This is a genomic window from Desulfuromusa ferrireducens, assembly GCF_055389805.1.
Genome location: NZ_AP042415.1, coordinates 1788735 through 1814679, shown reverse-complemented (window position 1 = coordinate 1814679; position 25945 = coordinate 1788735). Strand labels below are relative to the sequence as shown.

Genomic DNA, 25945 nt, shown 5'->3' with positions numbered 1-25945 from the left:
AACTCGGCAAGTTGCTTATGATGTTTTTGAGCTGGTCATATTACACGTTTCGCAAGGAGACGGAAAGTCAATTTCCCCCATATGAATAGCCACACCACTACATTCAATATTCCTCAAAAGCAGTAACCGAGCCAGGATCTAGCAAATGGGGTTTTCCTTAGGTAATTTTTTGTTGATGGCATCTCAAAAACTAACCCTCTACTCCACCATCCAATCACCAACACCAAGGTTTTTGAAGCGCGCAGAAAAGACCTCATGGAATTTTTCAAGTTTATCCAACCGCCCCTCATGCTGCTGGGGCCAGAGGTCCTTCAAGAGAAGAGTCGCTTTGGGATTAGAAAGCAAAAAAGGACAGGCGTGAATGGTGTTAAATTCCCGGCTCAACTAATAGAAAGAATAAATATCTTCGCTCCCCGGTTTCGATTGCGAAATCAAAGAGGGAACTTTTTAAAATGTCAGTAATGAATTTTTGGGACCGTGAAGAAATAATCTACGCAAAAGTTGAAAAGGGACTAAAAAGGGTCAGGCAAATAATCAGACAAGGACCGAATTAAATACGCCCCGACATGAAACCGTACATTTATGTCTCGTTTTCATGTTTATCTCTGGAATCGTCTCGAAGAGGTTGACTCATTCTTTGGACCTGCCATATGATTGCAGGGTTCTAATTGTGACGGACTAATGCGAGCCCATTTGAAGGAGAGCTTATGTCTAGAAGGGTCAACTTTTTTTTTCTTGTGATCGTGTTGGTGGCCTGCACCTCCATGTCAGGCTGTCTCACTGCTGGCCGTGGTCCGCAATTTACTCAACCGATGACGCCGGATGCTGATAAAGCAGTTATTTATGTTTATCGGTCTCGTGGGTTGATGACGGCAGGTACGAATCCTGGTGTCATATTGAATGATGCCTCCGTTGTCAGCTCTTTATATGAGCTCAATTATTTCCCACTCTATGTTGATCCTGGATCCTATACGTTTACCCCAAAACAGTTTGGACTTTTCAAAACAACAGAAGCAACGGTCAATGCCAAGTCTGGGCAGGTACATTATGTGCGGTTGGATGTAAAGATTGGGCACATTATGTTCGTACCGGTTGATAAAGATGAAGCGATGGGGTACATGGCAACCTGCTACATGGTCAACCCTAGTGTTGTTACGGACTCGCGGGTGGTGGTCAGTAAAAGTACCCCTGTAACGAAACTGCCTTCATCCACATCACGAAAAATGCTATCCACTCCACGGGCAAAGCAGGTAGCTGCCGTGAAGGAACGGGCCCGTCTCTATGTTCAGGCCTCTCCGACTACAGCTCGTATTCGCATCATGAACATAAAGCCCAAGTTCGCACAGGGAATCGAACTCGACGCAGGTAGCTATCATGTTGATGTATCGGCCCCTGGATATACTGAGTATCGGGAGTGGATTACGTTGAAAGAAGGAGACGTACGGAAGCTACGTGTTGACCTGGTGGCAAAAAAGGTTACAATCGCCTCGGAGTCCAATGTTTCCTCGCCAAAAACAATGTCTCCGTCAAGTCAAAAGACTGTAGCTTCAGATCGGTTAAGGGTTCCGGAAGGTGCCAGTACTGAAGAGAGACGTTACGCCGCTATGTTTGCGTCGGGTTCTCCAATCGATATCCGTAATGCAGCTAAAAACTTATTTTATAGACACTCTAATAGTGTTTTTCTGGCAAGCGCCGCTGAGCAGTGTTTACTGAATAATTTCAACAATCAAACGGCTGATGCCAATCATAGTGATGCAATGGCTTGGATCTGCAAGGCTCTCGCTAAGTCTGGCGACCCCCGCTTTGTCACGACCTTGAGTACTGTTGCTAAGACAGCGAATAATCGTAAGGTTCGCCGTTATGCTGAAAAAAGTCTCAATCAACTGCCGTAGTCGTTTACGCTACCGGTGATATCTGAATCGTTCTTGATAATTTAGGACATGTACTACACAAAGGCGGGGTCATTCAATGGCTCCGCCTTTTCAAATCATGGTCAGAGCGAGAGGATTCGAACCTCCGACATCTTAGTCACAAACCAGATGTGCTACTAAAGTGCTCTATTATTGGCCATTCGGCGGGTATCAAAACTTAGCTACTGTAAACGATGCATAATGGTGTCACAGAATTCACAAACTCTCCCCCGGATTCAATGATTGACTTAAATGTAGCGCCAAGAGGGAACCGTTTGAATACCTGGCGGAACTTGAAAAAAGAAGAGAAGATCGGTTTCCTTTACCCTTGATTGCCGCTGATGAACTATAAAAGCGCACACCTGCGAGATCAAGACGACTTTGATCTGTCAAAATACCGATATCGGCGTGGATGTCTACTCCCGTCATCGTTAAGCGGGAACGTTGGACATGGATTGCGGGAGAATATTCCCTTCCCCGGATGCTAGAAAATTCAACAAACACTTCAGAATCTGATATCTCCATTTTTTTTGCAGTAACATTTCTTATTATTACTTTTTTGCAATGGTTAATCCGTAAAATAGAATATACACCTTCAAAAACCCTATTTTTCTCATTGGTACAAATCCCCATTTTCTCCTCAGTTTCCAGAGGCAGTGGCTTGCTGAGCTCCGGTTCTTGATGCAACGCTTGTTTTAACATTAATGTGAACTGCTGCCGGTCATCCCGCATGGGGGTATGTCCTACCCCGGGTAAGATTCTCAGTTTTGCTTTTGGTAAATTCCAAGACAAGATCTTACTAGTCCGCAGGGAGGCTATTTGGTCATTGTCTCCCCATAGCACCCACGTTGGGGTAGCAACTTTGGGAAGAATTAGTGAAAAATCCTCCTGGACAAGAGCTAGACCAGCAATCTTAGAAGGATCCTCCCCGAGGAATCTCTCACGCATGTTTTCTGAGGAAAGTAACCGGTCGGGATCCAACAGTAACCGGGATGTTTTTTCCAACAATAGATTAGTGACACGTTCTAGTGAGGATTCGATATTCGAAGAGAAGAAGGGAAGATCAATCTTGAGTTGCTGCCGAACAAAGTTTTGGCTGACTGCCAAATGGTGTAAGAGGCCAACGGAATCAACCAAAATGAGTCGTTTGAGATTGATTCCGTAGCGTGCCGCATAAACTAGAGCAATCCCACCACCCAAAGAATGCCCCACCAGATATACTGGCTTGTTTGGTAGCGTTCTTAATAACCAGTCTAAAAAAGTTGCATAGGCAGAGGGTGAATAGAGATGATTCCCCTTTGAGGAACGTCCGAACCCTGGGAGGTCTGGCACCACGACATGGTATTTGAGAGCCAAGTCGGGCAGCAAGTCATCCCAGACTCTCCCCGCCTCATCCCCTAGACCATGGATCAGTAGTAATATTTCAGGATTGGACTTGCCTGCTTCAAGAATATGAACCTGTCCGCCAAAGACAGGTTCCTCAACTTTCTGATAAACGGAGGAAAATGATTCCGCCGATGCCAGTCCAATCGTCTGCAGAAAAACAATAAGAAACAATAAATACTTCATATTAGAAGCTTACTATAGGCCCCAGCCTAAAACCTTAAAAGCAAAACTTTTTAGGCTAAATTTCATCTTTCATAGCCGCTGATACCGCTTCGGGGTCGATATCTCGAAAAACCTAGCGACCAATTTCGAAATTCACGCAGAACTCGCCGATATTCACGACAACGGCATTGTCGCTACCCTATGTCAGCGCCCATGTAAAAGTATTTTTTTAGTAGAAAGTTTAGACTGAGAAATCTAACTGCTCGGCGCCAAGAGGTCCCCCCCATTGAAGCGACAATGCAGAAAGCTGATTTACGGGGAAATCATTTGACGAACCTGAGCCGGTATCAGTATTATAGATTGTTTATATTCTGTGGAGGATTTACGTGCTGCGCACGCTATTTTTTTACCTGACATTCTACCCTTGGACTCTGTTCGTGCTGTTGATGGCTCTGCCGCTTTCGCTGCTCGGTGAGAACCTGGTTCATCGCTGGGGGATACTCTGGGGACGCAGCGCGGTGCTGCTGGCCGGATTACATGTTCAGGTCCGTGGCTCAGAAAATATCCCGCAAAACCGTTCCGTGGTTTACATCGTTAACCACCAGAGCAATTTCGATATTCCGATCCTCTATGCCGGCCTGCCGTTGCAGTTCCGCTGGATGGCAAAACAAGAGCTGTTCAATATTCCGCTCTTCGGTCAGTCGATGCGCTGTTGCGGCTACATCCCCATCGACCGCTCCGATCGGCGCAAAACGATGCAGAGCATGACCGCCGCCGCTCAGCGGATCAACCAGGGAGCCTCGGTGATCATCTTCCCCGAAGGGACACGCTCTGCGGACGGCCAACTGCAGGAGTTCAAAAAAGGCGGTTTCTTGATTGCCGTCAAAGCGCAGGTCCCGGTGGTACCGGTGGTAATCAAAGGCAGTGCCAAGGTGATGGCCAAGAACAGTTGGCGGATTAATGGTGGGACCATTGAAATGCAGATTTTGCCGGCGATCGAAACTGCGGGGATGAAAAACGCCGATACCGGAGCCCTGATGGAGCAGGTACGTAAACCGATCGCCGCGATTATGGAAGGAACCATCCGCAATGACCAAGATGCAGCCTGATTCCCTACGCCTGGTAGCACTCGGCGGGCTGGGAGAAATCGGCCTGAACATGATGGCACTAGAATACGCCGACAAGATTCTGTTAATCGACTGCGGCCTGATGTTTCCCGAGGCCTACATGCTCGGCATCGATCTGGTGCTGCCCGACATCAGTTCGCTTAAGGAACGCAGTGCCGATATTGTCGGCCTATTTTTGACCCACGGCCACGAGGATCATATCGGCGCTATCCCCTTTTTGTGGCAGCAGCTCGGCGAGCCGGATATCTACGCCACCAAATTAACTCTCGGCCTGCTGCACAACAAGCTCAAGGAGTTTGAACTTGATCAAAGAGTGAAACTCGTCGAAGTGCAACCGCGGCAAGCGGTGAAGGTCGCTCCGTTTACAGTCGAGCCGTTTCGCGCCGCCCACTCAATCGTCGACGGGGTCGGGCTTGCGATCCGCACGCCACTCGGGCTGGTGGTACATACCGGCGACTTTAAAATTGACCAGACTCCGGTCGACGGCAAAACGACCGATCTGGCCCGCCTCGCCGAATACGGCGAGGAAGGCGTAATGTTGCTGCTGGCCGATTCGACCAATGTCGAAAATGAGGGCTACACCCTTTCGGAGCGGACGGTTAAAAAAGCGCTGGCGGAAATTATCCCCAACTGCCAAAAACGGGTAGTGGTGGCAACCTTCTCTTCCAACATTCACCGCATTCAGCAGATCGCTGATGTCGCCGCGGCCGCCGGACGCAAGCTGTTAATCAACGGGCGCAGCATGGTCAGCAACATCGATATTGCCAGAAAACTCGGCTACCTGAAGATCGACGAAGAGCTGTTCATCGACCTGCGCCAGATGCGCAGTCTGCCAGCAGAGAAAGTACTGATCATCACCACCGGCAGCCAGGGCGAACCCTTGAGCGCGTTGATGCGCATTGCTCTGGGCGATCACAAGCAGATCGAGCTGCAAGCGGGCGACACGGTGATCCTTTCATCGAAGTTCATCCCCGGCAACGAAAAGTCGATCTCCGACCTGATCAACAACCTCTATCGCCGCGGAGCCGAGGTTTTCTACGAGAAAACCAGCGAGATCCACGTTTCCGGCCACGCCAGCCGCGAAGAGCTGAAGCTGGTGCACAACCTGGTCAAACCGACCTATTTTGTGCCGGTCCACGGTGAATACCGCCATTTGATCAAGCATGCACAACTGGCCGTGGAAATGGGGATGCCTACTGAAAACGCCGTGGTCCTGGAAAACGGCCAGCCCTTAAACATCACCAGCGAAGGACTCAGTCGCGACGAGCGGATCGAAACCGGGCGGGTTTTTGTGGACGGCAAGGGGGTCGGTGATGTCGGCAAGATGGAATTGCGCGACCGGCGGCATCTGGCCAATCACGGTTTGGTGATCCTGATGCTGGCCATCAACCAATCGACCGGCGAAATCGTTCAGGGTCCGGAAATCTTCACCAAAGGCTTTGTCCCCGAGGATGATGCACAGAGCGAAGCCCTGCTTGCAGAGGCGAAACAGGCGGTTTGTGACCTGCTCAACGAGCACAGTCTCGATGCGATCAGCGACTGGGAAGAATTACGCGTTGAGGTACGCAAGGCATTGCGCCGCTGTTTCAATAAAAAAATCGCCAGACGACCGCTGATTCTGCCGGTGATTCTGGAATTGTAACAACATCTGAACACCTGCATAAAATATGTAGGGGCGACCTGGTGGGTCGCCCAGGTTCAGTCATCACGGGCGACCCAGCGAGTCGCCCCTACACGAATTAAAGAGAACTTATTTTTTTCATGGAAATTTTACATGCCGCACTCCTTGGCCTGGTTCAGGGACTGACTGAATTCCTGCCAGTCTCCTCTTCCGGCCACTTGGCGATCGCCCAGCATTTCCTTCCCGGTTTCGAGCAACCGGGATTGCTGTTCGATGTACTGCTGCACGCCGGAACAACCCTGGCGGTGGTCATCTACTTCCGCCAAGACATCTGGAAACTGCTGAGTTGTTTTTTCCGCAAGGATTCCTACGCCGTTGATGATCGACACACCTTCTGGATGCTGGTGCTCGGTTCAATTCCGACGGCGATCATCGGCCTGACCGGCAAGGATTTTTTCCAGTCACTGTTCGAAAATCTTACGGTGATCGGCTGCATGCTGCTGTTAACAGCGATGCTGCTGATCGTTGCCGAAAAGGTACGCAAGGACGGCCGCGGCTTAGCGCAACTGAAAACCAACGATGCCCTGCTGGTCGGGACCATCCAGGGGCTGGCGATTATTCCCGGTATCTCCCGCAGTGGTTCAACCATCGCCTGCCTGCTGTTGCGCGGTATCGACGGCGAAGCGGCGGCGCGCTTCTCTTTCCTGTTGGCGCTGCCAGCGGTCGGCGGCGCCATGTTGCTGTCACTTAAAGATCTACAAAATGTCAGCAACGGCGACCTCCCAGCCTACGGCATCGGTGCGCTGATCGCTTTTGTCAGCGGCCTGTTCGCTATCCGCTGGTTGATGAACGTGGTCCGGCGCAAACGCTTGGTCGGCTTTGCCATTTACTGTTTACTGGTCGGTAGTGGCATAATCGGCTATTCTGTGTACGCAGCCTAAAAACTGGATAATAACCATCTATGACTAAAGCAAAAGAGATTCCCGCAGTTCCGACAGAGAGTCGCATGCGCAAGGAAATCCTCGGCCTGGTTTGGCTGGCTCTGGGGATTTTTCTGTTGCTCTGCCTCGGCAGCTACAGTAACGACGACCCATCTTTCAACAACAATCTTAATTCGACGCAGGTCAATAACCTGATTGGCATATTCGGCGCCCACTTAGCCGACCTGCTCTACCAGGCCTTCGGCCTGACCGCGCTGCTCTGGCCGTTCGGTTGCCTGCATCTGGCCTGGCGCTGGCTTAAATTCCGCGAGGTGCATTTTCGCTTTGTCCGCCTGATCTCCTTCATGCTGCTGCAGATCACCCTTGGTGGTTTACTGTCCCTGCAGTGGGACAAGGTGCAACTGTTCGGCAACCAGATCAATGAGGCAGGCGGCGCCATCGGCCGGGTTATGGTGCAGATGCTTGCCAGCTATCTGAATATCGGCGGCGCAGCCATCGTGCTGATCGTCTTTTTCCTCGTCGCCCTGATCCTCTCGACGCGCTTTTCGCTGGTCCTCTTTATCGACGGCTTCCTTGAACGTTTCGGCCGCCGTCTGGAACGCCGCCGCGAGACCAAACAAGCCAAACGCGAGCTGCAAAAAAAAGAGCACAAACTGCTGGAGATCAAGGGTCCGGTGATCGTTCCGTCGGAAGCGAAAAAGCTGCCGCAACCAACCGGCAGCAAAAAAAAGAAAAAAACCAAAGAAGAGGAGGAGCAAGTCGCCTTTTCTTTTCTCGAACCGAGCGGCACCTACCATATCCCCTCGTGCTCACTCCTTGATCATGAGGGCGGCGAGCCAAAGCCGATCGACAAGGAAAGTCTGACCAAAGCGGCGCAGCTGCTTGAGAACAAGCTGCTTGATTTCAATGTCGAGGGCGACGTGGTCGAGGTGAAACCCGGCCCGGTGGTCACCATGTACGAATTCGCACCCGCTCCCGGCGTCAAAGTCAATAAAATCTCCAATCTGCAGGATGATCTGGCGATGGCTCTGCAGGCAGTCTCGATCCGCATTGTCGCCCCGATTCCAGGGCGCGGCGTGGTCGGCATCGAGATCCCCAACAAGGATCGCGAAATCGTCTATTTAAAAGAAATTATCGCCGACGAAGCCTTCCAGAAGACCAGCTGCAAACTGCCGATGGCCCTCGGTAAGGATATCTTCGGTAACGTGGTGGTGTCCGATCTGGCCAAGATGCCGCACCTGCTGGTCGCCGGATCTACCGGCAGTGGTAAATCGGTATCGATCAACACCATCATCCTCTCGCTGCTCTACCGTGCCAGCCCTGAAGACGTCCGGCTGATCATGATCGACCCGAAGATGCTGGAGCTATCGATTTATGAAGGCATCCCGCACCTGCTGCTGCCGGTCGTAACCAACCCGAAAAAAGCTTCGCTGGCGCTGGCTTGGGCGGTCCGTGAAATGGAGCGCCGCTATCAGCTGATGGCCGACAAGGGGGTGCGCGGCATCGACGGCTACAACCGCAAACTGGCCAAGGAAGCCAAAGAGACGGCAGACCTGCCGTCGGAGCCGGAACCGGAAGTCACGGAGGATTTCCTCGACGCAGAGATTCCCGCCTTCATCGAGCCGGAAGAGGCGTTGGAGCACGCCCACCTGCCGTATATCGTCGTCATCGTCGACGAGCTGGCCGACCTGATGATGGTTGCCGGGCGCGAGATTGAGGAATCGATCGCTCGCTTGGCGCAGATGGCCCGGGCCGCTGGCATCCACTTGATCCTCGCCACGCAGCGCCCGAGTGTCGATGTTATCACCGGCTTGATCAAAGCCAACTTCCCGACGCGGATTTCATTCAAGGTTTTCTCGCGCACCGACAGCCGCACCATTCTTGATTCGATGGGCGCGGAAACACTGCTCGGCATGGGCGACATGCTGTTTTTACCGCCGGGGGTCGGCTACCTGCAGCGGGTGCATGGCGCCTTTGTTTCGGAGTTAGAAGTCCAACGGGTGGTCGAATTTCTCTCCAAACAAGGCAATCCGGAATATGATAAATCGATCCTGCAGACACCACCGGCTGCCGGCAGTGACAGTGGTGAGGAGGAAGAATATGACGAGCGTTGGGACGAAGCGATGAAGATTGTTTCCGACACTCGCCAGGCGTCAATCTCGATGTTGCAACGGCGCTTAAGGGTCGGCTACAACCGCGCGGCGCGCATGGTTGAACGGATGGAACAGGAAGGGATTGTCGGACCGTCGGACGGCAGCGGCAAACCGCGCGAAGTGCTGATCAGCAAAATTGAGTAGCTCCGCGAGTGCTGCCGATTTCTAAATAGAAAAAGGGGGATGAAAATTGATTTCATCCCCCTTTTTTTATACTTTTCGCCAGGTCCTACTTGTTTTTTGCCGCCGCGAACAGCAAACGGTGCAACTCGCGCGAAAGATCTTGATTATCTTCGCCTTTGTCGAACAGCTCTTTCAGGTTGGCAAACACACCGCTGTAATGATTGACCAAGCGGGGCTTGTCGGTGGCCAGATTGAAGACCAGTTCGTCCCCGCCGAGATAGGTCAGGCGGGCGAATTCTTTGGCATGATCCAGCTCAATACTGCCGTTCTCGTACCACAAGCGGGTCATTTTATGGTTTTTCCCCAGCGTCCAGTTGGTATCGACAATACCGAACCCAGATTGGCCATCGGCGGTAAAACTGTAAATCCCCAGCCCTTGGACCTCTGAGCATTGCAGGCTTGGAATCGACGTCATCCGGCCATCGACCAGTTCCATTTCGCTCGGATCGATCAAACGGGCCAGAATACTCAGGCTGCTGACGCCACCATCGATCCAGGCACCGGCTTTGCCAACGGCCCCCAAGGTCAGATCACCATGCAGGTAATAGGGATCGGCGAAGCAGGATTCGAAACCGATCAGCTTGCCGAGATCGAAGTTTTTCTCCGCTCGCTGCTCGACCCACCAATCGACTTCGCGCCCATAGGAGGGGTGAAAGGCGGTATAGAGAGGTAACTTTCGGGTAGTTGCCGCAGTACGCAAGGCATCTTCCTGTTCAGGACTGATACAGAGCGGCTTCTCGACGATCGCGACCCGATCGGCCTCGATAACTTTCATTGCCACTTCAAAGTGGCTCGGCGTCGGAGTGGAGACAAGAAAAGCGTCTGCTTTTGAGCGGTTGAGCATCTGCTCAAGGCTCTCGTAAAAGGTCACACTCCCTGGAAGCTCCTCGGCCCGAACCGGATTGAGATCATGTGCATCGAACAGGCTGATTCCTTGCGTGTGGGAAATCGCCTGCATTTGATAGTTGGCAATTTTGCCGATTCCGATCAATCCAATTTTCATAATTGCTCTCCGGAGCTAAAAAATTATTCAGTGAGGGGACATCCCATAACAAGAAAAGAGCGACAGGCAACAATCACAGCCCCTTAAAACACTCCCCCGCTTATATACCGACCAACCTTTTGCCTTGTCAAGCGTAGCGGTCCGGGTAAAAATTAGAAAAGACAGGTGCCGGGCGAAATGACACTCGAAAAACAGGAAGTGAACAGGACCCTAAACGGGTCAACAGACGCAGATCCCGACCGCTGATAATCTCAGCGTTGAGGCAACCGAGCCGCTGACAGATGCCGGTCAATTAAAACTACGCCCCGACAACAGGCGGGCAAGATAAACATTGTCGCGTTAGCATAGAGGGAAAACAAAACCGCAAACAGCGCTAAAGATTGGCGGTCCCGCTCGCGAGCAGGCCTTGCGGTGAGCCCTTTTCGAGCAAAAAATCCGCCATTGCGTGCGCCGACAGCGGTTTGCTGAAGAAGAAACCCTGCCCCTGCAGGCAGCCCATCGTCAACAGCATCTCCAGCTGCTTTTCATTTTCAATCCCCTCGGCGAGAACCTCCACGTTTAAACTTTTGGCCTAGGCAACAACGGTCGCCGCAATGGCGGCATCGTTGCTATCGTTGCAAATGTCCTGAATAATAAGAGCGATCGATCTTGAATTTTGAGATCGGGAAACGTTTCAGGTAGTTAAGCGAGGAATAGCCGGTGCCAAAATCATCAACCGCGAGACTGATGCCACGCTTTCTCAACTCAGCGAAGGTATGGAGGGTCTCATCGACATCTTCCATGATGACGCTTTCAGTTATTTCCAGTTCGAGATTTTTCGGCGGCAATCCGGTCTGGGCAATGATAGCATCAACCGTGCAGACCAAGGTTCCATAGCGAAACTGACGACCGGAGATATTGACAGCGATCCGGCCAAATTCGTGGCAGGCAGCCAACCAATCCACCGCCTGCTGACAACTGGCCTGCAAAATCCACTCACCCAAGGCGACAATCAAACAGGTCTCCTCTGCAAGCGGAATGAAATCGAGCGGATTGAGCAGTCCTTTTTCTGGATGCTGCCAACGGACCAGCGCTTCAACTCCGATCAAGCAACCGCTGGCCAGATCGATTTGCGGCTGATAGAACATGGTAAACTGATTTTCCTGCAGCGCCTTGCCGATGTCACGCTCCAACAACAGCATGGCATGGGTATGCTCATTCATATCCGGCGTATAAAACTGGAAGCGGTTGCCACCACCCTTTTTCGATCCGTACATGGCCACATCGGCACACTTGAGCAACTCTTCTCCGTCCTGACCAGCGGCAGGATAAAGACTAATACCGATGCTGACGGTAACGGAAAACTCTTGGGTCTGAACCTCGACCGGGGCGTTGAATACATAAAGTATTTTTTGCGCCATCCCGGCGGCGGCCTGCGGGCCATCGATCTCTTCGGCAATAATCAAAAATTCGTCGCCGCCAAGCCGCGCAATGGTATCAGTCGAACGGACCAGTTGATCGAGACGCACCGCGACGGTTTTTAGAACCTGATCACCAAAGGCATGTCCCAGTGAATCATTGATATTTTTGAAACGGTCCAAGTCGAGGAAGAACAACGCCACATGCTGTTGGTTGCGCCGCGCCTTGGCTAAACCGTGAGCCAGTCTCTCGCCGAACAGGACACGGTTTGCGAGCAAAGTCAGCGGGTCATGATGGGCAAGAAAATTAAGCCGTTTTTCGTTTTCATGCAGCGCGATTTCGGCCTTGCGCTTTTCAGTCACGTCGCGTGACGACTCAATAATGCCGAGGAGCTTGCCGGCGTCATCCCGCAATGGCGAAGCGATCAATTCAAAAATCCGCTCCTCACCATCCTTCGTAATATGGGTATGCACGACGGTGACCGAATGCCCCGTCTCCTGCACCTGCTTTAAAGGACAGGGGTGCGCGTCACCGCTACAGGGTTGCGAACAATTATGTGACGCCTGATAACAGCTAAGCTCGGTCAGGCGTTGCGCATCGGGGTGCAACAGCTGCTTGGCGACAGCGTTCATCAGCAACACCCGATAATCGACTCCGACAACGTAAATCGGCTCATCAACGCCATCGATAATACTCTGCAAAAACTTTCGTTCCGACTCGACCGCCCGCTCAGCCTGTTTCCGATCGGTGATGTCACGAAATATTCCGCGCGACGCCAGCGTGACATCACCATTAAATTGAAAACTGACATTCCCCTCCAACTCAATCCGCCGGCCATCCTTGGTCACAAATGCCGTTTCAATTGACGAATCAGTGCTCAAGGGGGTTGAATTGCCAAAAAAGGAACCACAACTTTCATGAAAATCAGGATGGATGACATCGAAAACATTTAAATCTGCGATATCCTCCGCAACATAACCCAGGGTTTCCATCCAGGCGCGGTTGACGAACAGAATTTTCTGTCGAATCAACGTGTATTACTATATATATATGGACAGTTAATGTGCGGACAGGTACTAAGGGGGTTTGAATTTTAAAGCAACATGAAATTAAGTGGTTAAAGTTTTAACCAGTTAATTTATCGGGAAAACTGAATTTAAAAGAAGAGGTTTGCTCAATGAGACGGTCACCGTAGTGACCACCGTTTACATAGGAGGAAAACAAGAATACTTGGAATATCATGCGCATTAAGCGGGTGGTTGAAGATCTCAACCACCCGCTTTGATAATTCTTTCAGACTGTTTAAATTGCGGAACGCAACGACATTGCCGGGTGAGCCCTTCGCTGTGGGGTCAAGTTCTGCAGAAAATCGATAAAATGGGCATTAAACTCATCGGCCTTCTCCATATTGACCAGATGGCCGCTGCTCAACTTAACCGCTCTATAACAGTTTGGCAGATGCTGAGCCATGATATCAGTATGGTTATGATGGGTAATCGGATCAAGTTCAGCACCGATCAACAAGGTCGGAATTTTTAAACTTTTCAACATAAAGGTATAATCTTTGCGGCGACCGATAGCCTGCAAAGAAACATCCAGAGCGCCCCCCTCAGCATCCTGAATCCAGCCATGCACTTCCTCTTTAAGCGTTGCCATTGAAGGCTTTTCCTGGCCGGAAAAAAGCATGCGGAACAGATCAGTTTTCACCTGCTCGACCTGCCCATTTTGCAATGCAGCAACCAACTCAGCCCGCTTACCCCGCTCGTGAATGTCATCAGAGACCGGACGACTGGCTGCCAAACAGGCGCCTGCAATTCGCTGCGGATAGTTTTCCATCAGATCAAACAACACGTAGCCACCAAGAGAGAGGCCACAAACAACGGCTCGACCAATCCCCAGGTAATTCAGCAAGCCGATGATATCGGCACTGTAGGTTTGAATATCAACCCGCTCCGAGTCGAGGCCGCTCTCACCGAAGCCACTCTCACCGAAGCCACGCAAATCGATAAGAACAACCCGATAGCCACATTCAACCAAGGAGTCTACCTGCGGCTGCCACATCTTGCGGTTGAGAGGATAGTCGTGGACAAAAAGAACCGTTGGGCCCTGGCCAATATCATCATAACCGATTTGTACTCCGTTGATTGTCGCCCTCATATCGTTCTCCTTAAAGCATCACACCATCTTGGGAATTCACGGATAAATATCAGGGTTAAGGGGTAAACCTTCCCGCGCTGATGTAGCAATAAAGGAGCAACGAGCATACCAATGTTCTATAAAAGCAAAAAAAGTCCGTAACACCCTAACAGGTAGAAGTATTTTCAACACTAGCAAGAAAGGATGGCGGTTTCTCTTTTTTGCACAGCTGCAAAATCCAATCCGCAGAAAACCATGACCAAAACACAATCAAACACCTCAACCTACTGTTATTACAAACCTATTCCTATCGCTTGCAGATTTGCAAATTTCATTTGTTTTTTTCGCGAAAACTCGACTGATTTCAAATGGATCCACAAAATAGAACGTCATGTTGACGGTCTCAAAATTTACCAAAAATGGTTTCCCGGCAGCCCTGAAGAGCCCCCCCCTGCCAATCCAAACGGGCTGAAGTGGGCCATCATACGAGTCGTCGGCAAATAAACCCTGCGCATCGCAGCTTGCAGACCAATTGATAAGCGACCCAGATGAGGCAAAACTCCAGTCGGCCTAAAACACTGTTCGCCACGAATCTTCCGCTCACCCTAAAGACAGGAACAAGCACCAACACCTGGCAATATTCATCATTGCACGTTTTTTGAATTAGACCACAGCACAGTTAAGGCGATAACTAGCCTGAAAAAACTCCAGATTTCACCAACCCATTAAATCATCAATCACGACAAACCAACTTGACAGGATTACCGCTTGAAGCGATGATTAGAATTTAATCTCTCAATAGCGGTGGAGCACTTGAAGACTGTGAAACTTATCAAGGTATTTTGCGCGGGGCTCGCATTTAGCTGTTTCACTTTACTGCTCTGTTTTCCAACGGCAGTCGTGGCTGAAACCATCACCATTGCTGGCACCGGAGACAGCCAGCAACTACTCCGCCAGCTGTCGGAAGTTTTTCAAAAACAAAACCCCAAAGCGCAAATCCTGGTACCGAACAGTGTCGGCAGTGGCGGGGGAATCAAACTGCTTCTGGCCGGACGCAGTGAGTTAGCACGCATTGCCCGGCCACTAAAACCAAAAGAGCAGGCAGAAGGCCTGCATCAGCGGATTTTCGCCTACGCACCGATCGTATTTGTTGCCAACCTGCCCGACAACTGTTTGCAGAATATTTCAGCAACACAGGTCAAGGATCTATTCTTCGGCTCCCTGAACAACTGGAATCAACTGGGGTCCTGCCAGGAGCATAAAATTTATATCGCCAACCGCGAAGACGGCGACTCAGCAAGAGCCGTAATCGAGCAGAACATTCCCGGTCTGGCAGAGATCAACCAACCAGCGGGACGGACCATCTACAGCACTCCGGAAGCCTACGACACGCTCAATCGCTACGAATACAGCTTCGGTTATCTGCCCCAATCCGTAATTCAAAAAGGATCCCTGACGACGCTCGATTTCGAAGGGATCTCCCCCTCCGCTGAAAACGTCCGCAACGGAAGCTACCGATTGACGGTTCCACTCGCTATCGTCTGGCGCGGAGAGCCAACCGGCGTCACCAGAAAGTTTATTGATTTTCTCGCGACAGCGGAAGCTCGTGATATGATGTTAAACATGCATGCCGTCCCGGCACTTAACTAAAACCAACAGGTTGCCCTTTTAATGCTCAGTATCCGCCACAGGCTACTCATACTTCAATGCAGCACAGTTCTAATCACCGCCCTGTTTCTCGGCGCGCTGAGCTATTCGCTGTTTATTCCCGTCATATCCAAACTGCAAAGGCACCAACTCGAGCAGCTCTCCCGAGAAGCGGCTAAAGACCTGCAGTCCTATCTGAACAGCTTGGTCCAAAAGGTTGAAACCATCGACCTGGAAGAGTTTCACAGTAAATATGGCGATCTGCCAATGGAAGAACTGTTTGTCAGGCACTTTGCAAAACTCAGTGGCAGCTTTCCGCTAATTAGTTACCTAGACAAAGAAGGTAACGAAACGGTGAGGCTGGTTAACAGCCGGCCCTCTGAATATTTCTTTGACCTCCGCCAGACGCCGGTGGTGCTGGCAGCAAACGCCGAACCGAACAAAGTCCAGATCGGTATCGTGCCGACAAGCCCCGGCTTTGATCAACCGGCCCTACAGCTGGCGATCACTAAAATCGGCTATTTTGGTGATGAGTTTCTCGGCACCTTGCTGATCACCGTTCCCCTGGCTGAACTCATCCAACACCTGGAAACCTTGCCGATGTGCGAAGGTGGCTTTCTCAGTTTAGTGGATGATCAACTGCTTTTACTCAGTTCAAAAGAAGGCCCGACGTTTACCCCCCTGAAATTGCCCCTGCCCGAGCTCCCGACCCGCCACCAAATGACCGGCGAGGACCTCTATATTGCATCGGCAAAGGTTGAGCCGACTTCCTGGAGAATCGTCGCCGCGCTGCCATACGGTACCTTCGTCAGTGAGCTGAATTATCTGAAACTCCTGGCGTCGCTAACGGGTGTACTGGTCACCCTGATCGGTGGTATTGCGACGATGCGCCTGGTCAGTCACCTGACGAGAAATATCTCTTTGTTGATCGAGCATGCCGAGAAGGTTGGCTCCGGTGATTTCAATCATTATCTGGAGCTCTACCAGGATCCCGATTTTGTTAAACTTGGGGCCGCCATCAACACCATGACCCAAGACATTGCCAAGCACAGTAACTCGCGTGAATCACTACAACAGATTCTGCAGTCGATCATCGATCCGCTGGTGGTTGCCGATCAACAGGGAATGATCAAACAGGTCAATCACGCGACCCTTGAACTGCTCGGCTGCGAAGAAAGTCGTCTGCTTGGCAAACCGCTGGCAGACCTGTTTCCAGAACCGCCAACCCTGTTGACCGAAGCCAGCTTTGCCTCTGCCTTGTTGCGCAAGCGGGTATCTAACCTGGAAACCTCTGTTCAACCGGAACAGGGCCCAAAAATTTCGGTGCTGTTTTCCAGCTCGCCGGTCCCGGGTAGAAACATAGAAATGGGTGTGGTCGGTATCATCAAAAATATCGATGAATTGACCACCGCACGCCTCGCACGGGAACATGCTTTGCGTGAGGCCGAAGAGGCCCACCGGAGAATTGATGCCCTGCTCAAATCGGTAGCCGACGGCCTGATTGTCACCGACCTTTCCGGCAAGGTACTGCTCCACAATCAGCCAGCCGACCAACTGCTGGGTCAACCAGGCGAGCAAACTTTTCGCAACGTCCTGGAATCCCTGCCGGACCCCACACTGTCCGACAGCTTGCCACCCTTCGATATCACCCTGCCAGCCCGCGCAGGCGCGCCGCATCGGATCATTCAGATTCACAGCTCGCCGGTTCTTGATCACCGCGGCTCACAAACCGGCATGGTATCAGTCCTACGCGACGTCACTCGCGAAAGAGCCCTGGAACAGATCAAATCTGAATTCATCTCCACCGCCGCGCATGAGCTGACTTCGCCACTGACCTCTATTCTCGGTTACAGTGAGCTGCTGCTTGACCGTGAACTGACCGATCGTTTCAGCCCGGATCAAAAACGCGACTTCTTGGAGGAAATCCTCAGTCGCTCGGAGTCCTTATCAAAAATAGTTGATGACCTGCTCAATATCAGCCGCATTGAATCGGGACAACCGATCCCTCTCGACATTCAACCGGTCGCAATGGAACCACTGCTAAAAAAGACCATCGACAACTTCATGCTCATCAACAACGGACATACGTTTGAAGTCCTGCTGCCACAACGTGATGATCAACCGGCCTTGGTTGATCATGACAGAATCCAGCAGGTATTTGAAAACCTGATCAGCAATGCAGTCAAGTACTCTCCGAAAGCGAGCACTATCAAGATCGAATGCAGCTTTGAAGAAAATTTCTACAAGGTGCAGATCACCGATCAAGGCATCGGCATGTCCGAGCAACAGCTGGAAAAGGTTTTTGATAAATTCTACCGATGTGACTCAAGCAACACTGCTGTCGGTGGGCTTGGTCTTGGCATGAGTATCGTGCAGCAGATCGTCGATAGCCATCACGGCAACATTGAAATCACCAGTGAACTCGGCAAAGGCACCCGCGTCACCCTGCGTCTGCCACTCGCAGGGTAATTCAGCGACCACTGACTCTTCCTCCCAGCGCGCCACCGCACCCCGCAAATATCGCCGCAAGCAGACGCCGGCCTGCCACAGCCGAGCGGCAAGAACAGAGCATCACAGAATTCAAGTCTTGACAAAACGTGACGCCCGCTGTTCAATTAGAAATAAGCAAACAAATAATGAACAGACGCAACTCTCTGAACATAAAACGAACACAGTGAGGGAATATGCCGCGACAACCACTCCTTAAAGATGAACAGATCATCTATGACAGCATGAAAGCTATCCGCGGCATTCCGCAAAGTAAAATTGAGTTTATGCTGAAGAAAATCGGCGGGCCATTTGCTGGTACTTTCCGTCTTTCCGGCCCGTGGGGCGAACGCTATTTTTATCTCAAAGTCGTCCCCAAGTTAAGTCCGACCCTGACCGATCTGGTTATCCATCAACTCAAAACCACTCCGGCGCCAAAGGATGCCAGTCCCTTGCTGGTCAGTCATTATATCTCCCCCAAAACGGCTGCGACCCTCAAACAACAGGGGGTTGAATATGTCGATTGTGCCGGCAATCTCCACCTTAACCAGATGCCGCTCTACATTGAAATTAGCGGACAGAAACATGCGCCGAAACCACCGGGGGCCGATCGCCTGTTTCGCACCGCCGGTCTCAAACTGGTCTACCAGTTCCTGCGCAACCGCCAGTCGATTAATGCCACCTACCGCATGCTCGCAGACGATGCCGGTATTGCCCTGGGCGCCATCGGCGGCCTGCTTGGTGAACTGGAAAAACGCAGCAACCTGACCGTTGCTGACGGCGCGCGACAACTGCAGGCGATTGAAGAGTTACTGCAACGCTGGCAGATCGGCTATTTAGAAACTTTGCGGCCGAAGCTGTTTCTGCAACGCTGTCAACTCGCCCCCGGTTACAGTATCGAGCAACTCCCCGAGCGACTGAAACAACTGGCCGATGGCAAACAGGTCCTGATCGGCGGGGAACTGGGAGCGTCTTTACTCACCAGCAAGTTCCAGGCGCAAAGCGCGGTGCTCTATCTGAGCCCGGAGCAGCAATTAAAGCTGATGCTGCAACTGCATCTCACTCCTGATCCGACTGGCAACATTACCATGCTGCAACCCTTCGGCCGACAGTGCAGTTGGACCGGCTGGCAACCGGACGGGCTGACTCTGGCTGATCCGCTGCTGACCTTTGCCGAACTGTCCGGCAGCGAAACCGACCAGGTGGCGCAGAAGCTCTACAAGCAATACTTGGTGCCACGGATGGATCGGTAAAGGCATGGAACGCCTACGCCAGCTGTTGCAGCAGATCGATGGTCGCGGTTACAAGGCCTACAAACAACTCAAGGGCAGCTACGATTTTGAGCCGTTTCGGCTGAACATCGACCATGTACAGGGCGACCCCTTCGCGCAACCCTCACGCATCAGCATCAGCATTGCACCAAACAGCCATGCCATCCCTGCCACATGCTGGCAAACCCGCGGCCGCAAAACCGCACTGGAAGACTTTCTCGCCCGAGCACTGGCGACAGCCATCAAGCAACACGTCAAAGGCCGACGCGGCACAGGCCACAGCGGCAAAATAGAGATCGCCACCAGTGGTCAGCAGGTATTACGCCGCAATGCCGTGCAGGTCGATGACCTACAGATCGAAGCACGTCTGTTGTTTGCGCTGCCCGGCTCGGGACGTTCAATCCTCGGCAAGGAAGCGGCGACGATGTTTTTCGACGAACTGCCAAAATTGCTTCAGCAGGGCCTTAACTGGAGCGACCAATCCGTACAAAAAATGCAGCAGCAGATCGAACAGGTCGAGGATCAGGAGCACCTCCGCGGGCAACTGGACACACTCAATGCCGTCGCTTTTGTCGCCAATGGTTCACTGCTGCCACGCGCCAGCGGCATCGATGATCGGCCGCTGATCGACGGGATCCCCTTTCGCGCCCCATCCACCCTAGAGCATTCACTCCAGTTACCCAATCAGGGCACCGTCAGTGGAATGGTCATCCCGCGCGGGGTGACCCTGATCGTCGGCGGCGGCTTCCACGGCAAATCGACCCTGCTGCAAGCGTTGGAGCGAGGGATCTACAATCATCTCCCCGGCGACGGTCGGGAGCTGATCGTCACCACCCCCCAAGCGGTCAAGATCCGCGCCGAGGATCACCGCGCGGTCAACAGTGTCGACATCAGCCCCTTTATCGGCACCCTGCCGGGCAACCGCTCAACCGAATGTTTTTCCACCGACAATGCCAGCGGCAGCACCTCGCAAGCAGCCAACATCATCGAGGCACTCGAGTGCGGTTGCGACTGCCTGCTGATCGATGAGGATACTTCGGCGACCAACTTCATGATCCGCGATACGCGCATGCAGCAGCTGGTGCCGGACACCAGTGAGCCGATCACTCCGCTACTCCATCGGGTGCGGGAACTGTACGAACAGGACGGGGTATCAACGGTCCTCGTCATGGGAGGTTCCGGCGATTACCTGGCCGTCGCCGACACGGTCATCATGCTCGACAATTATCTTCCGAGCGATGTAACACCACAGGCCAAACAGCTCGCGGGAGCAGCACCGACCAGCAACAATCATCGCCCTCTGCGACCACAAAAAAAACGCAAAATCAACCTACAGACCGGACCATTGCCTGGACAACGGGAAACAAAAATACTGATCCGCGAACAACGGCTACTCGAATACGGACGCAAACGGATCGACCTGTCGAACGTCGAGCAACTCCTCGATGCCGGCCAAACCGAAGCGATTGGCAGACTCCTCCTCTGGTGCCAGCAACAAACCCCGCAACAGCAAGACAATTTGCTGGCTAATTTGCGACAGGCTGTAGAGCTCGTCGAACAAGAAGGGCTGGACCTGCTGCTCCCCTGGAAAGCTGGACACTTGGCGATGCCACGACTTTACGAACTTGCCGCGGCAGCCAACCGTTTGCGCTAAAAAGGGCAAAACTATGTCCGGAAAAGGGATCTGCCCCATTCCACCCTTGTCCGAACGGCTCAAACCTGTTAGAAATCAAGCCTATTTTTAGTTTAAGTGAATTTTATTGGGGTAGCTCAGAACATGCCGATTATTTCTGGAATGCTGAAAGTGCTCGACCGGACCGGATTCCGCCTGCTGATTTTGGCGGTGCTGGTCGGCATCGTCTCCGGCTGTGGGGCCCTGGTTTTTTACTTTGCCACCAACAGTGTCGAACACCTGATGCTGGGAACAGTCGGCAACTTTCACCCTCCCCTTGAAGGCGCCCCGGAAAGCTCTTTTACCGGTTTCATCGATGGGCTGTCGGTCCCCTACCGCTGGTGCCTGTTTGTCATCCCGGCCCTCGGCGGCCTCTTTTCTGGCTGGCTGGTCTATAAATTTGCCCCCGAGGCGGAAGGCCACGGTACCGACGGAGCACTGGAAGCCTTCCACCGCAAAAGTGGCGTCATTCGCGGCCGGGTACCGATCGTCAAAACCCTCGCCTCCATCGTCACCATCGGCACAGGTGGTTCCGCAGGGCGCGAGGGACCAATTGCGCAGATCGGCGCCGGGTTCGGTTCTTTTATGGCGACGAAACTGGGCCTGTCGACGATGGATCGGCGCATCCTGCTTTTGGCCGGCATGGCTGGCGGCATCGGCGCCACCTTCCGCTCGCCGTTGGGCGGTGCGCTGTTCGCCGTTGAAGTCCTCTACCGCGATCCGGAATTCGAGCATGAAGGGCTGATCCCCTGTATCATCTCCTCGATTGTCGCCTATTCACTGTTCGGTGCTGTTACCGGCTGGAAACCACTCCTCGACACTCCACATTTCCGCTTCGAGCAACCGGGCGAACTGATCCTCTATCTGGCCCTCGGCATCATCTGCGCCCTGCTTGGCGTCGTCTACGTCAAAACCTTTTACGGCATGCGCGATGCATTTCGCAAACTGCCGCTGCCAGACTGGCAGAAACCAGCATTAGGCGGCCTGGCCCTCGGATTAATTGCGCTGTTTATCCCGCAGGTACTCGGCTCCGGCTACGGCTGGGTACAGGCGGCGCTGTACGGCAAAATGGCCTTATGGGTGATGCTGGTGATCGCCTTGGCGAAGATCATTGCCACCAGCCTGACCATCTCATCCGGTGGTTCCGGCGGTGTTTTTGCCCCCAGCCTGGTGATCGGCGCAATGCTCGGTGGAGCCTTCGGCGCCTCGGCGGAAATCCTCTTTCCGGCGCTGACGCAGGACCCGCGTGCTTATGTGCTGGTCGGCATGGCTGGCTTTTTTGCCGGTGTTGCCAATGCACCGATCGCGACCTTGATTATGGTCAGTGAACTGACGGGAAACTACGGCCTGCTGGCGCCATTGATGCTGGTCTGCGTGGTGGCGATGATCGTCATGCGCAAAAACAGCATTTATGAAAACCAGGTCGCCGGACGGTTCGACTCCCCTGCCCACTTGGGCGATTTTGTCATCGATGTGCTTGAAGGAATCACCGTCCACGAACTCGCGGCAAAAGGGCAGAAACCGACTCTGATTGCCGAAGGGATGCCCCTGCCTAAGATCCTCGACAAGATCGCGACAGCAAAAACAGCCTATTACCCGGTAGTTAATAGCGACGGACTGATGACTGGAATTTTTTCGGTTAATGATATTCGCCGGATCCTCAACGAGGATATCCCGCCAACCTTGGTCATCGCCCGCGACATAGCCACCCGCAGCGTTATTTATGCAACTCCGAGCGAGCACCTGACCGCAGTCATGAAAAAGATCACCGAACGCAATCTGGAAGAAATCCCGGTGGTCGATGCAGACCAACCGCAAAAGGTTCTCTACATGCTGTCGCGGCGGACGCTACTGGCCCACTACGCAGAGCAGGTAGAAAAAACCAAAGAGGATTTTCAGGAATAATAACTGCGCCCCTCCTTAAACCTGGCTACTTCGAGAACAAACTCCACCATCCCAGACCGAAGTGCGGAATTCAGTCAGCAACCATTAGTATTGACAAATCTTCGGCCATAGGGCACTCTATGGGTAACCTCTCACAAGGGAGCAGCTGATGCCTTTGTCGATCAACAACAATATCTCCGCCCTTAACGCCCTCGCCACCAAGCAGGGTGTCGCCAGTAACAACATTGCCAATAGTGCCTCGGCCAAATTCAAGAAATCGACTGTCGTTCTCGAAGAAGGACAAACCGGATCGGTCTCGACAAAAACCCAACCGGTCAATACCCCTGGAGTGATGATCAACAAGCCCGATGGTACGCAACAGGAGCTCTCCAACGTTGATCTGGGACAAGAACTGGTCGGCATGATCCCGACGCAACATGGCTATGAAGCCAACCTTAAAGCACTACAGACCACCGGCGAGATGGAGGATACGGTCCTTGACCTGATCGGCTGAACAGTCCCCGCCTGAAAACGAAAAAAGCCGCTGCCCCAAATCTGGGAGCAGCGGCTTTTTTCGTTCTGAAACGATCTGAACTTACTTGTAAACAATCCGACCGTTGAGCGGGTTGACCGGACGATTGGTATCGTGCCCACCGAAGAAGCTACGGAATTTATTGACCTGCTCTGGCGATACGGTTACGGGGTTCTGCAGCACCATCCAACGTACACCTTCGGTACAAGGAGGAGTGGTCAGAGAACCGGTAAAACCGTAATAGTCGCTGCTTTGCGGCAGCAGGTCAGACACGTTAATCGAAGAGGTTGGCACCTCGACCGTCGAATTGGCTTTGGATGGCGTATACTTCCAAAGTTTTGCGAGCAGCGGATTAGCGGCACCTTCGGCAAACATGACACCAACCACGGCCAAGTCACCAGCGGCATTGGCGTGAACCAGGTGTGCTTCAACCGGGAAGAACTGCCCTTCGACCTTGTTTTCGCTCAAACTATGAAAATGAAACTGTAACAACTGGTAGCTATCACCACCGACATTAATGCTGCTGCCTTCTGGATAGTTGGCCTTGATGGTGTGACCATTGTTAATCAGCGAAAGAGAAACATCACTGTAATTGAACTGCAACTCAGGCTGATTTCCAGACACCGCGCCAACGATATCGATTGGCGACTGCTTTTGACCAATACCGCACATTTTAAACTCTGGCTTCAGCTCACCCCAGTGAGCCGGAGCGCCAGCACCCTGATACCCCCAATGAACAGCTTCATCGTGCCCGGCGGATTGACCGCTGGCAAAAGCAACCCCACCCAGACAAATCAACGCCAAAACAACAAGTAATAATCCTTTTTTCATCCCACTATCCTCCCTACTAATTTGAAAGTTCCCGGCAATATGCCGACAGAAAAGGCACTGCAGAGCTGCAGCACCTTTAATAAACAGTAGAAGTGGGACGATACAAATTGCCCCGTTCCCGATGTGAGAATATACGTGAGATGGGGTTTAGGTTCCAGCACTTTATCATTAAGTTGGGCAAATTTTACTCGGTAATTTCAGCCTCTTGCGCATCACGCAAGCGTTTGAATATTTCGCGAAAAGCGCGACGGTCTTCATGTTGATGAACTGAACGTGCCAACCGTGAGATCGTTTTCCGATCGATCTGCGGATACAGGTTCAACATTTCAGCAAAAGCCTCCTCAAAACTGTTTTGCGCGCAAAGCCGATCGCGCAATTTCTCTAAACCGTGAAAGGCTTTCTTGTCACTGCCGGAAACCTGATCCATGCTCTGGAGCTGTTCCTGCAACAGCTGGAGCTCATCTTCGAGCTTTCGCAACACCCCGGCAAGGCGTTTGATCTGCCTTTTGTGCGAACCACGTCCTTTGGTTGACCGGGCAATCGCCACCTCCCGGTCGAGCTGTTCAGACATAGACAGTCGCTTATACTGGTTTTCCGGCATATCCGCCAACTGCTCTGCTAACAGGGCAATCTCTTTCGCCTGTTGTTTTTTACGTGTTCTGCTCAGTGGCAGATTTTTTTCCTGTTCCTCTTCCATGACACCTCCAGTATCCAAACAATGTCATGAAGCTAACCTGTCTGCATTCCATCGTCAACAAAACAGAATTAAGCAGTTGACGACATTCAATTTTCCATATATATTGCCAAACATCTATTCTTAACCAAGGATCACTATGTATAAGAAATCACGACAATCAACTAACTATTCACTGCCCACATCGGCAAGGCATCGCTGGATTCTGGCGACCGTCATGCTGACGGTCCTGGCGTTCGGCTGGCGATTTCCCCTGCTCGGATTCATTGTTCCGGTTGCGATGCTCAGCGGCATGCTCGGTGGAATCATCCGTGGTCGCTACGTTTGCGGCAATCTCTGCCCGCGCGGCAGTTTTTTCGATACCTTTTTCGCCAAATTCGGCCCGCAGCGACCGATCCCGCAAAAATTGTTCGCCATGCCATTTCGCGGATTAATACTGGTTGGGTTAATGGGTTTCATGACCTTTCGGCTGGCACAAAACCCCGGCAGTATCGAGCATTGGGGACTGGTTTTCTGGCAGATGTGTCTGCTAACCACGGCAGCCGCGATGGTGCTCGGCGTCCTTTATCGACCCCGCACCTGGTGCGCCATCTGCCCGGTCGGCACGATCGGCAATGCCACTGGTGGCGGCACGTATCAGTTAACCATTAGCGAGGATTGCCGCAGCTGCAATCGGTGCGTAACAAGTTGCCCGCTGGGACTGCAGATTGCCGATTCTAAAGAACAGGGTTTTCTACGCGAGCGAGACTGCCTACAGTGCTCCACCTGCGTCAACGTCTGCCCAACAGCGGCACTGACGCTGGAGAAAGTGGGTCAATACCGACCGCTGAAAGCAGCGAAGAACAAAGAAATTTTCAAAAAGGCGGCGTAAAAGCAAACAGCCCGGTCAGTGATATCTCGGGCCTTG

At 52.3% G+C, this 25945-nt stretch carries 18 protein-coding genes and 1 pseudogene; 12 read left to right on the top strand and 7 right to left on the bottom strand.

All coding sequences use genetic code 11. The features are described 5' to 3' along the window. Positions 1–707: 707 nt before the first annotated feature. The gene (locus ACZ5PT_RS08175; RefSeq protein WP_464266322.1) at positions 708–1892 is read left to right on the top strand and encodes a DUF2846 domain-containing protein; all 1185 of its coding nucleotides are present in this window, start codon (positions 708–710) and stop codon (positions 1890–1892) included. Positions 1893–2126: 234 nt separating this feature from the next. Here the strand turns inward: ACZ5PT_RS08175 and ACZ5PT_RS08170 are convergent, their stop codons facing one another. Then, positions 2127–3479: an alpha/beta fold hydrolase gene (locus ACZ5PT_RS08170; protein ID WP_464266321.1), complete on the bottom strand. Its 1353-nt coding sequence runs from the start codon at positions 3477–3479 to the stop codon at positions 2127–2129. Between the two features lie 365 nt (positions 3480–3844). On the opposite strand from ACZ5PT_RS08170, the gene ACZ5PT_RS08165 reads away from it, so the two are divergent. The 4 genes from ACZ5PT_RS08165 (at position 3845) to ACZ5PT_RS08150 (ending at position 9444) form a co-directional block, all read left to right on the top strand. After that, positions 3845–4567 (top strand): lysophospholipid acyltransferase family protein, encoded by a 723-nt coding sequence (locus ACZ5PT_RS08165; protein ID WP_464266320.1) that lies wholly within the window; start codon positions 3845–3847, stop codon positions 4565–4567. Beyond that, positions 4548–6227, top strand: coding sequence for a ribonuclease J (locus ACZ5PT_RS08160; RefSeq protein ID WP_464266319.1), 1680 nt, complete (start codon positions 4548–4550; stop codon positions 6225–6227). The genes ACZ5PT_RS08165 and ACZ5PT_RS08160 overlap by 20 nt, the downstream gene beginning before the upstream one ends. 119 nt (positions 6228–6346) lie before the next feature. Beyond that, positions 6347–7147, top strand: a complete 801-nt coding sequence (gene uppP, locus ACZ5PT_RS08155) for an undecaprenyl-diphosphatase UppP (protein ID WP_464266318.1) — start codon at positions 6347–6349, stop codon at positions 7145–7147. A gap of 20 nt (positions 7148–7167) precedes the next feature. After that, a complete protein-coding gene (locus tag ACZ5PT_RS08150; protein ID WP_464266317.1) occupies positions 7168–9444 on the top strand; it encodes a DNA translocase FtsK in 2277 nt (758 codons plus the stop codon). An 85-nt stretch (positions 9445–9529) separates the two neighbouring features. Here the strand turns inward: ACZ5PT_RS08150 and ACZ5PT_RS08145 are convergent, their stop codons facing one another. The 4 genes and pseudogenes from ACZ5PT_RS08145 to ACZ5PT_RS08130 form a co-directional block, all read right to left on the bottom strand. Continuing rightward, positions 9530–10486 carry a Gfo/Idh/MocA family protein gene (locus ACZ5PT_RS08145; protein WP_464266316.1) on the bottom strand — a complete coding sequence of 319 codons (957 nt, stop codon included), beginning with the start codon at positions 10484–10486 and terminating at the stop codon, positions 9530–9532. 373 nt (positions 10487–10859) lie between these two features. Further along, a pseudogene (locus tag ACZ5PT_RS08140) lies at positions 10860–11045 on the bottom strand (EAL domain-containing protein); the annotation flags it as partial. Positions 11046–11094: 49 nt separating this feature from the next. Next, positions 11095–12915, bottom strand: coding sequence for a sensor domain-containing protein (locus tag ACZ5PT_RS08135; RefSeq protein WP_464266315.1), 1821 nt, complete (start codon positions 12913–12915; stop codon positions 11095–11097). A gap of 271 nt (positions 12916–13186) precedes the next feature. Continuing rightward, entirely contained in the window at positions 13187–14041 is an 855-nt protein-coding gene (locus ACZ5PT_RS08130; protein ID WP_464266314.1) for an alpha/beta fold hydrolase, read from the bottom strand. Between the two features lie 801 nt (positions 14042–14842). On the opposite strand from ACZ5PT_RS08130, the gene ACZ5PT_RS08125 reads away from it, so the two are divergent. The 6 genes from ACZ5PT_RS08125 (at position 14843) to ACZ5PT_RS08100 (ending at position 23495) form a co-directional block, all read left to right on the top strand. Then, entirely contained in the window at positions 14843–15670 is an 828-nt protein-coding gene (locus ACZ5PT_RS08125; RefSeq protein WP_464266718.1) for a substrate-binding domain-containing protein, read from the top strand. Between the two features lie 21 nt (positions 15671–15691). Next, positions 15692–18136: a sensor histidine kinase gene (locus tag ACZ5PT_RS08120; protein WP_464266313.1), complete on the top strand. Its 2445-nt coding sequence runs from the start codon at positions 15692–15694 to the stop codon at positions 18134–18136. A 215-nt stretch (positions 18137–18351) separates the two neighbouring features. Further along, positions 18352–19407: a type IV toxin-antitoxin system AbiEi family antitoxin gene (locus ACZ5PT_RS08115; RefSeq protein WP_464266312.1), complete on the top strand. Its 1056-nt coding sequence runs from the start codon at positions 18352–18354 to the stop codon at positions 19405–19407. Positions 19408–19411: 4 nt separating this feature from the next. Then, positions 19412–21079 carry an ABC-ATPase domain-containing protein gene (locus ACZ5PT_RS08110; protein WP_464266311.1) on the top strand — a complete coding sequence of 556 codons (1668 nt, stop codon included), beginning with the start codon at positions 19412–19414 and terminating at the stop codon, positions 21077–21079. Between the two features lie 123 nt (positions 21080–21202). Further along, the gene (locus ACZ5PT_RS08105; protein ID WP_464266310.1) at positions 21203–23002 is read left to right on the top strand and encodes a chloride channel protein; all 1800 of its coding nucleotides are present in this window, start codon (positions 21203–21205) and stop codon (positions 23000–23002) included. A gap of 148 nt (positions 23003–23150) precedes the next feature. After that, positions 23151–23495 (top strand): flagellar basal body rod C-terminal domain-containing protein, encoded by a 345-nt coding sequence (locus tag ACZ5PT_RS08100; RefSeq protein ID WP_464266309.1) that lies wholly within the window; start codon positions 23151–23153, stop codon positions 23493–23495. Positions 23496–23576: 81 nt separating this feature from the next. On the opposite strand, the gene ACZ5PT_RS08095 is transcribed toward ACZ5PT_RS08100, so the two are convergent. After that, positions 23577–24344 (bottom strand): carbonic anhydrase, encoded by a 768-nt coding sequence (locus tag ACZ5PT_RS08095; RefSeq protein WP_464266308.1) that lies wholly within the window; start codon positions 24342–24344, stop codon positions 23577–23579. A 184-nt stretch (positions 24345–24528) separates the two neighbouring features. Beyond that, the gene (gene yjgA / locus ACZ5PT_RS08090; RefSeq protein ID WP_464266307.1) at positions 24529–25041 is read right to left on the bottom strand and encodes a ribosome biogenesis factor YjgA; all 513 of its coding nucleotides are present in this window, start codon (positions 25039–25041) and stop codon (positions 24529–24531) included. Between the two features lie 136 nt (positions 25042–25177). Here yjgA and ACZ5PT_RS08085 point away from each other — a divergent pair, with 136 nt between their 5' ends. Continuing rightward, positions 25178–25909, top strand: coding sequence for a 4Fe-4S binding protein (locus ACZ5PT_RS08085; protein ID WP_464266306.1), 732 nt, complete (start codon positions 25178–25180; stop codon positions 25907–25909). The last annotated feature ends 36 nt before the right edge of the window (positions 25910–25945 follow it).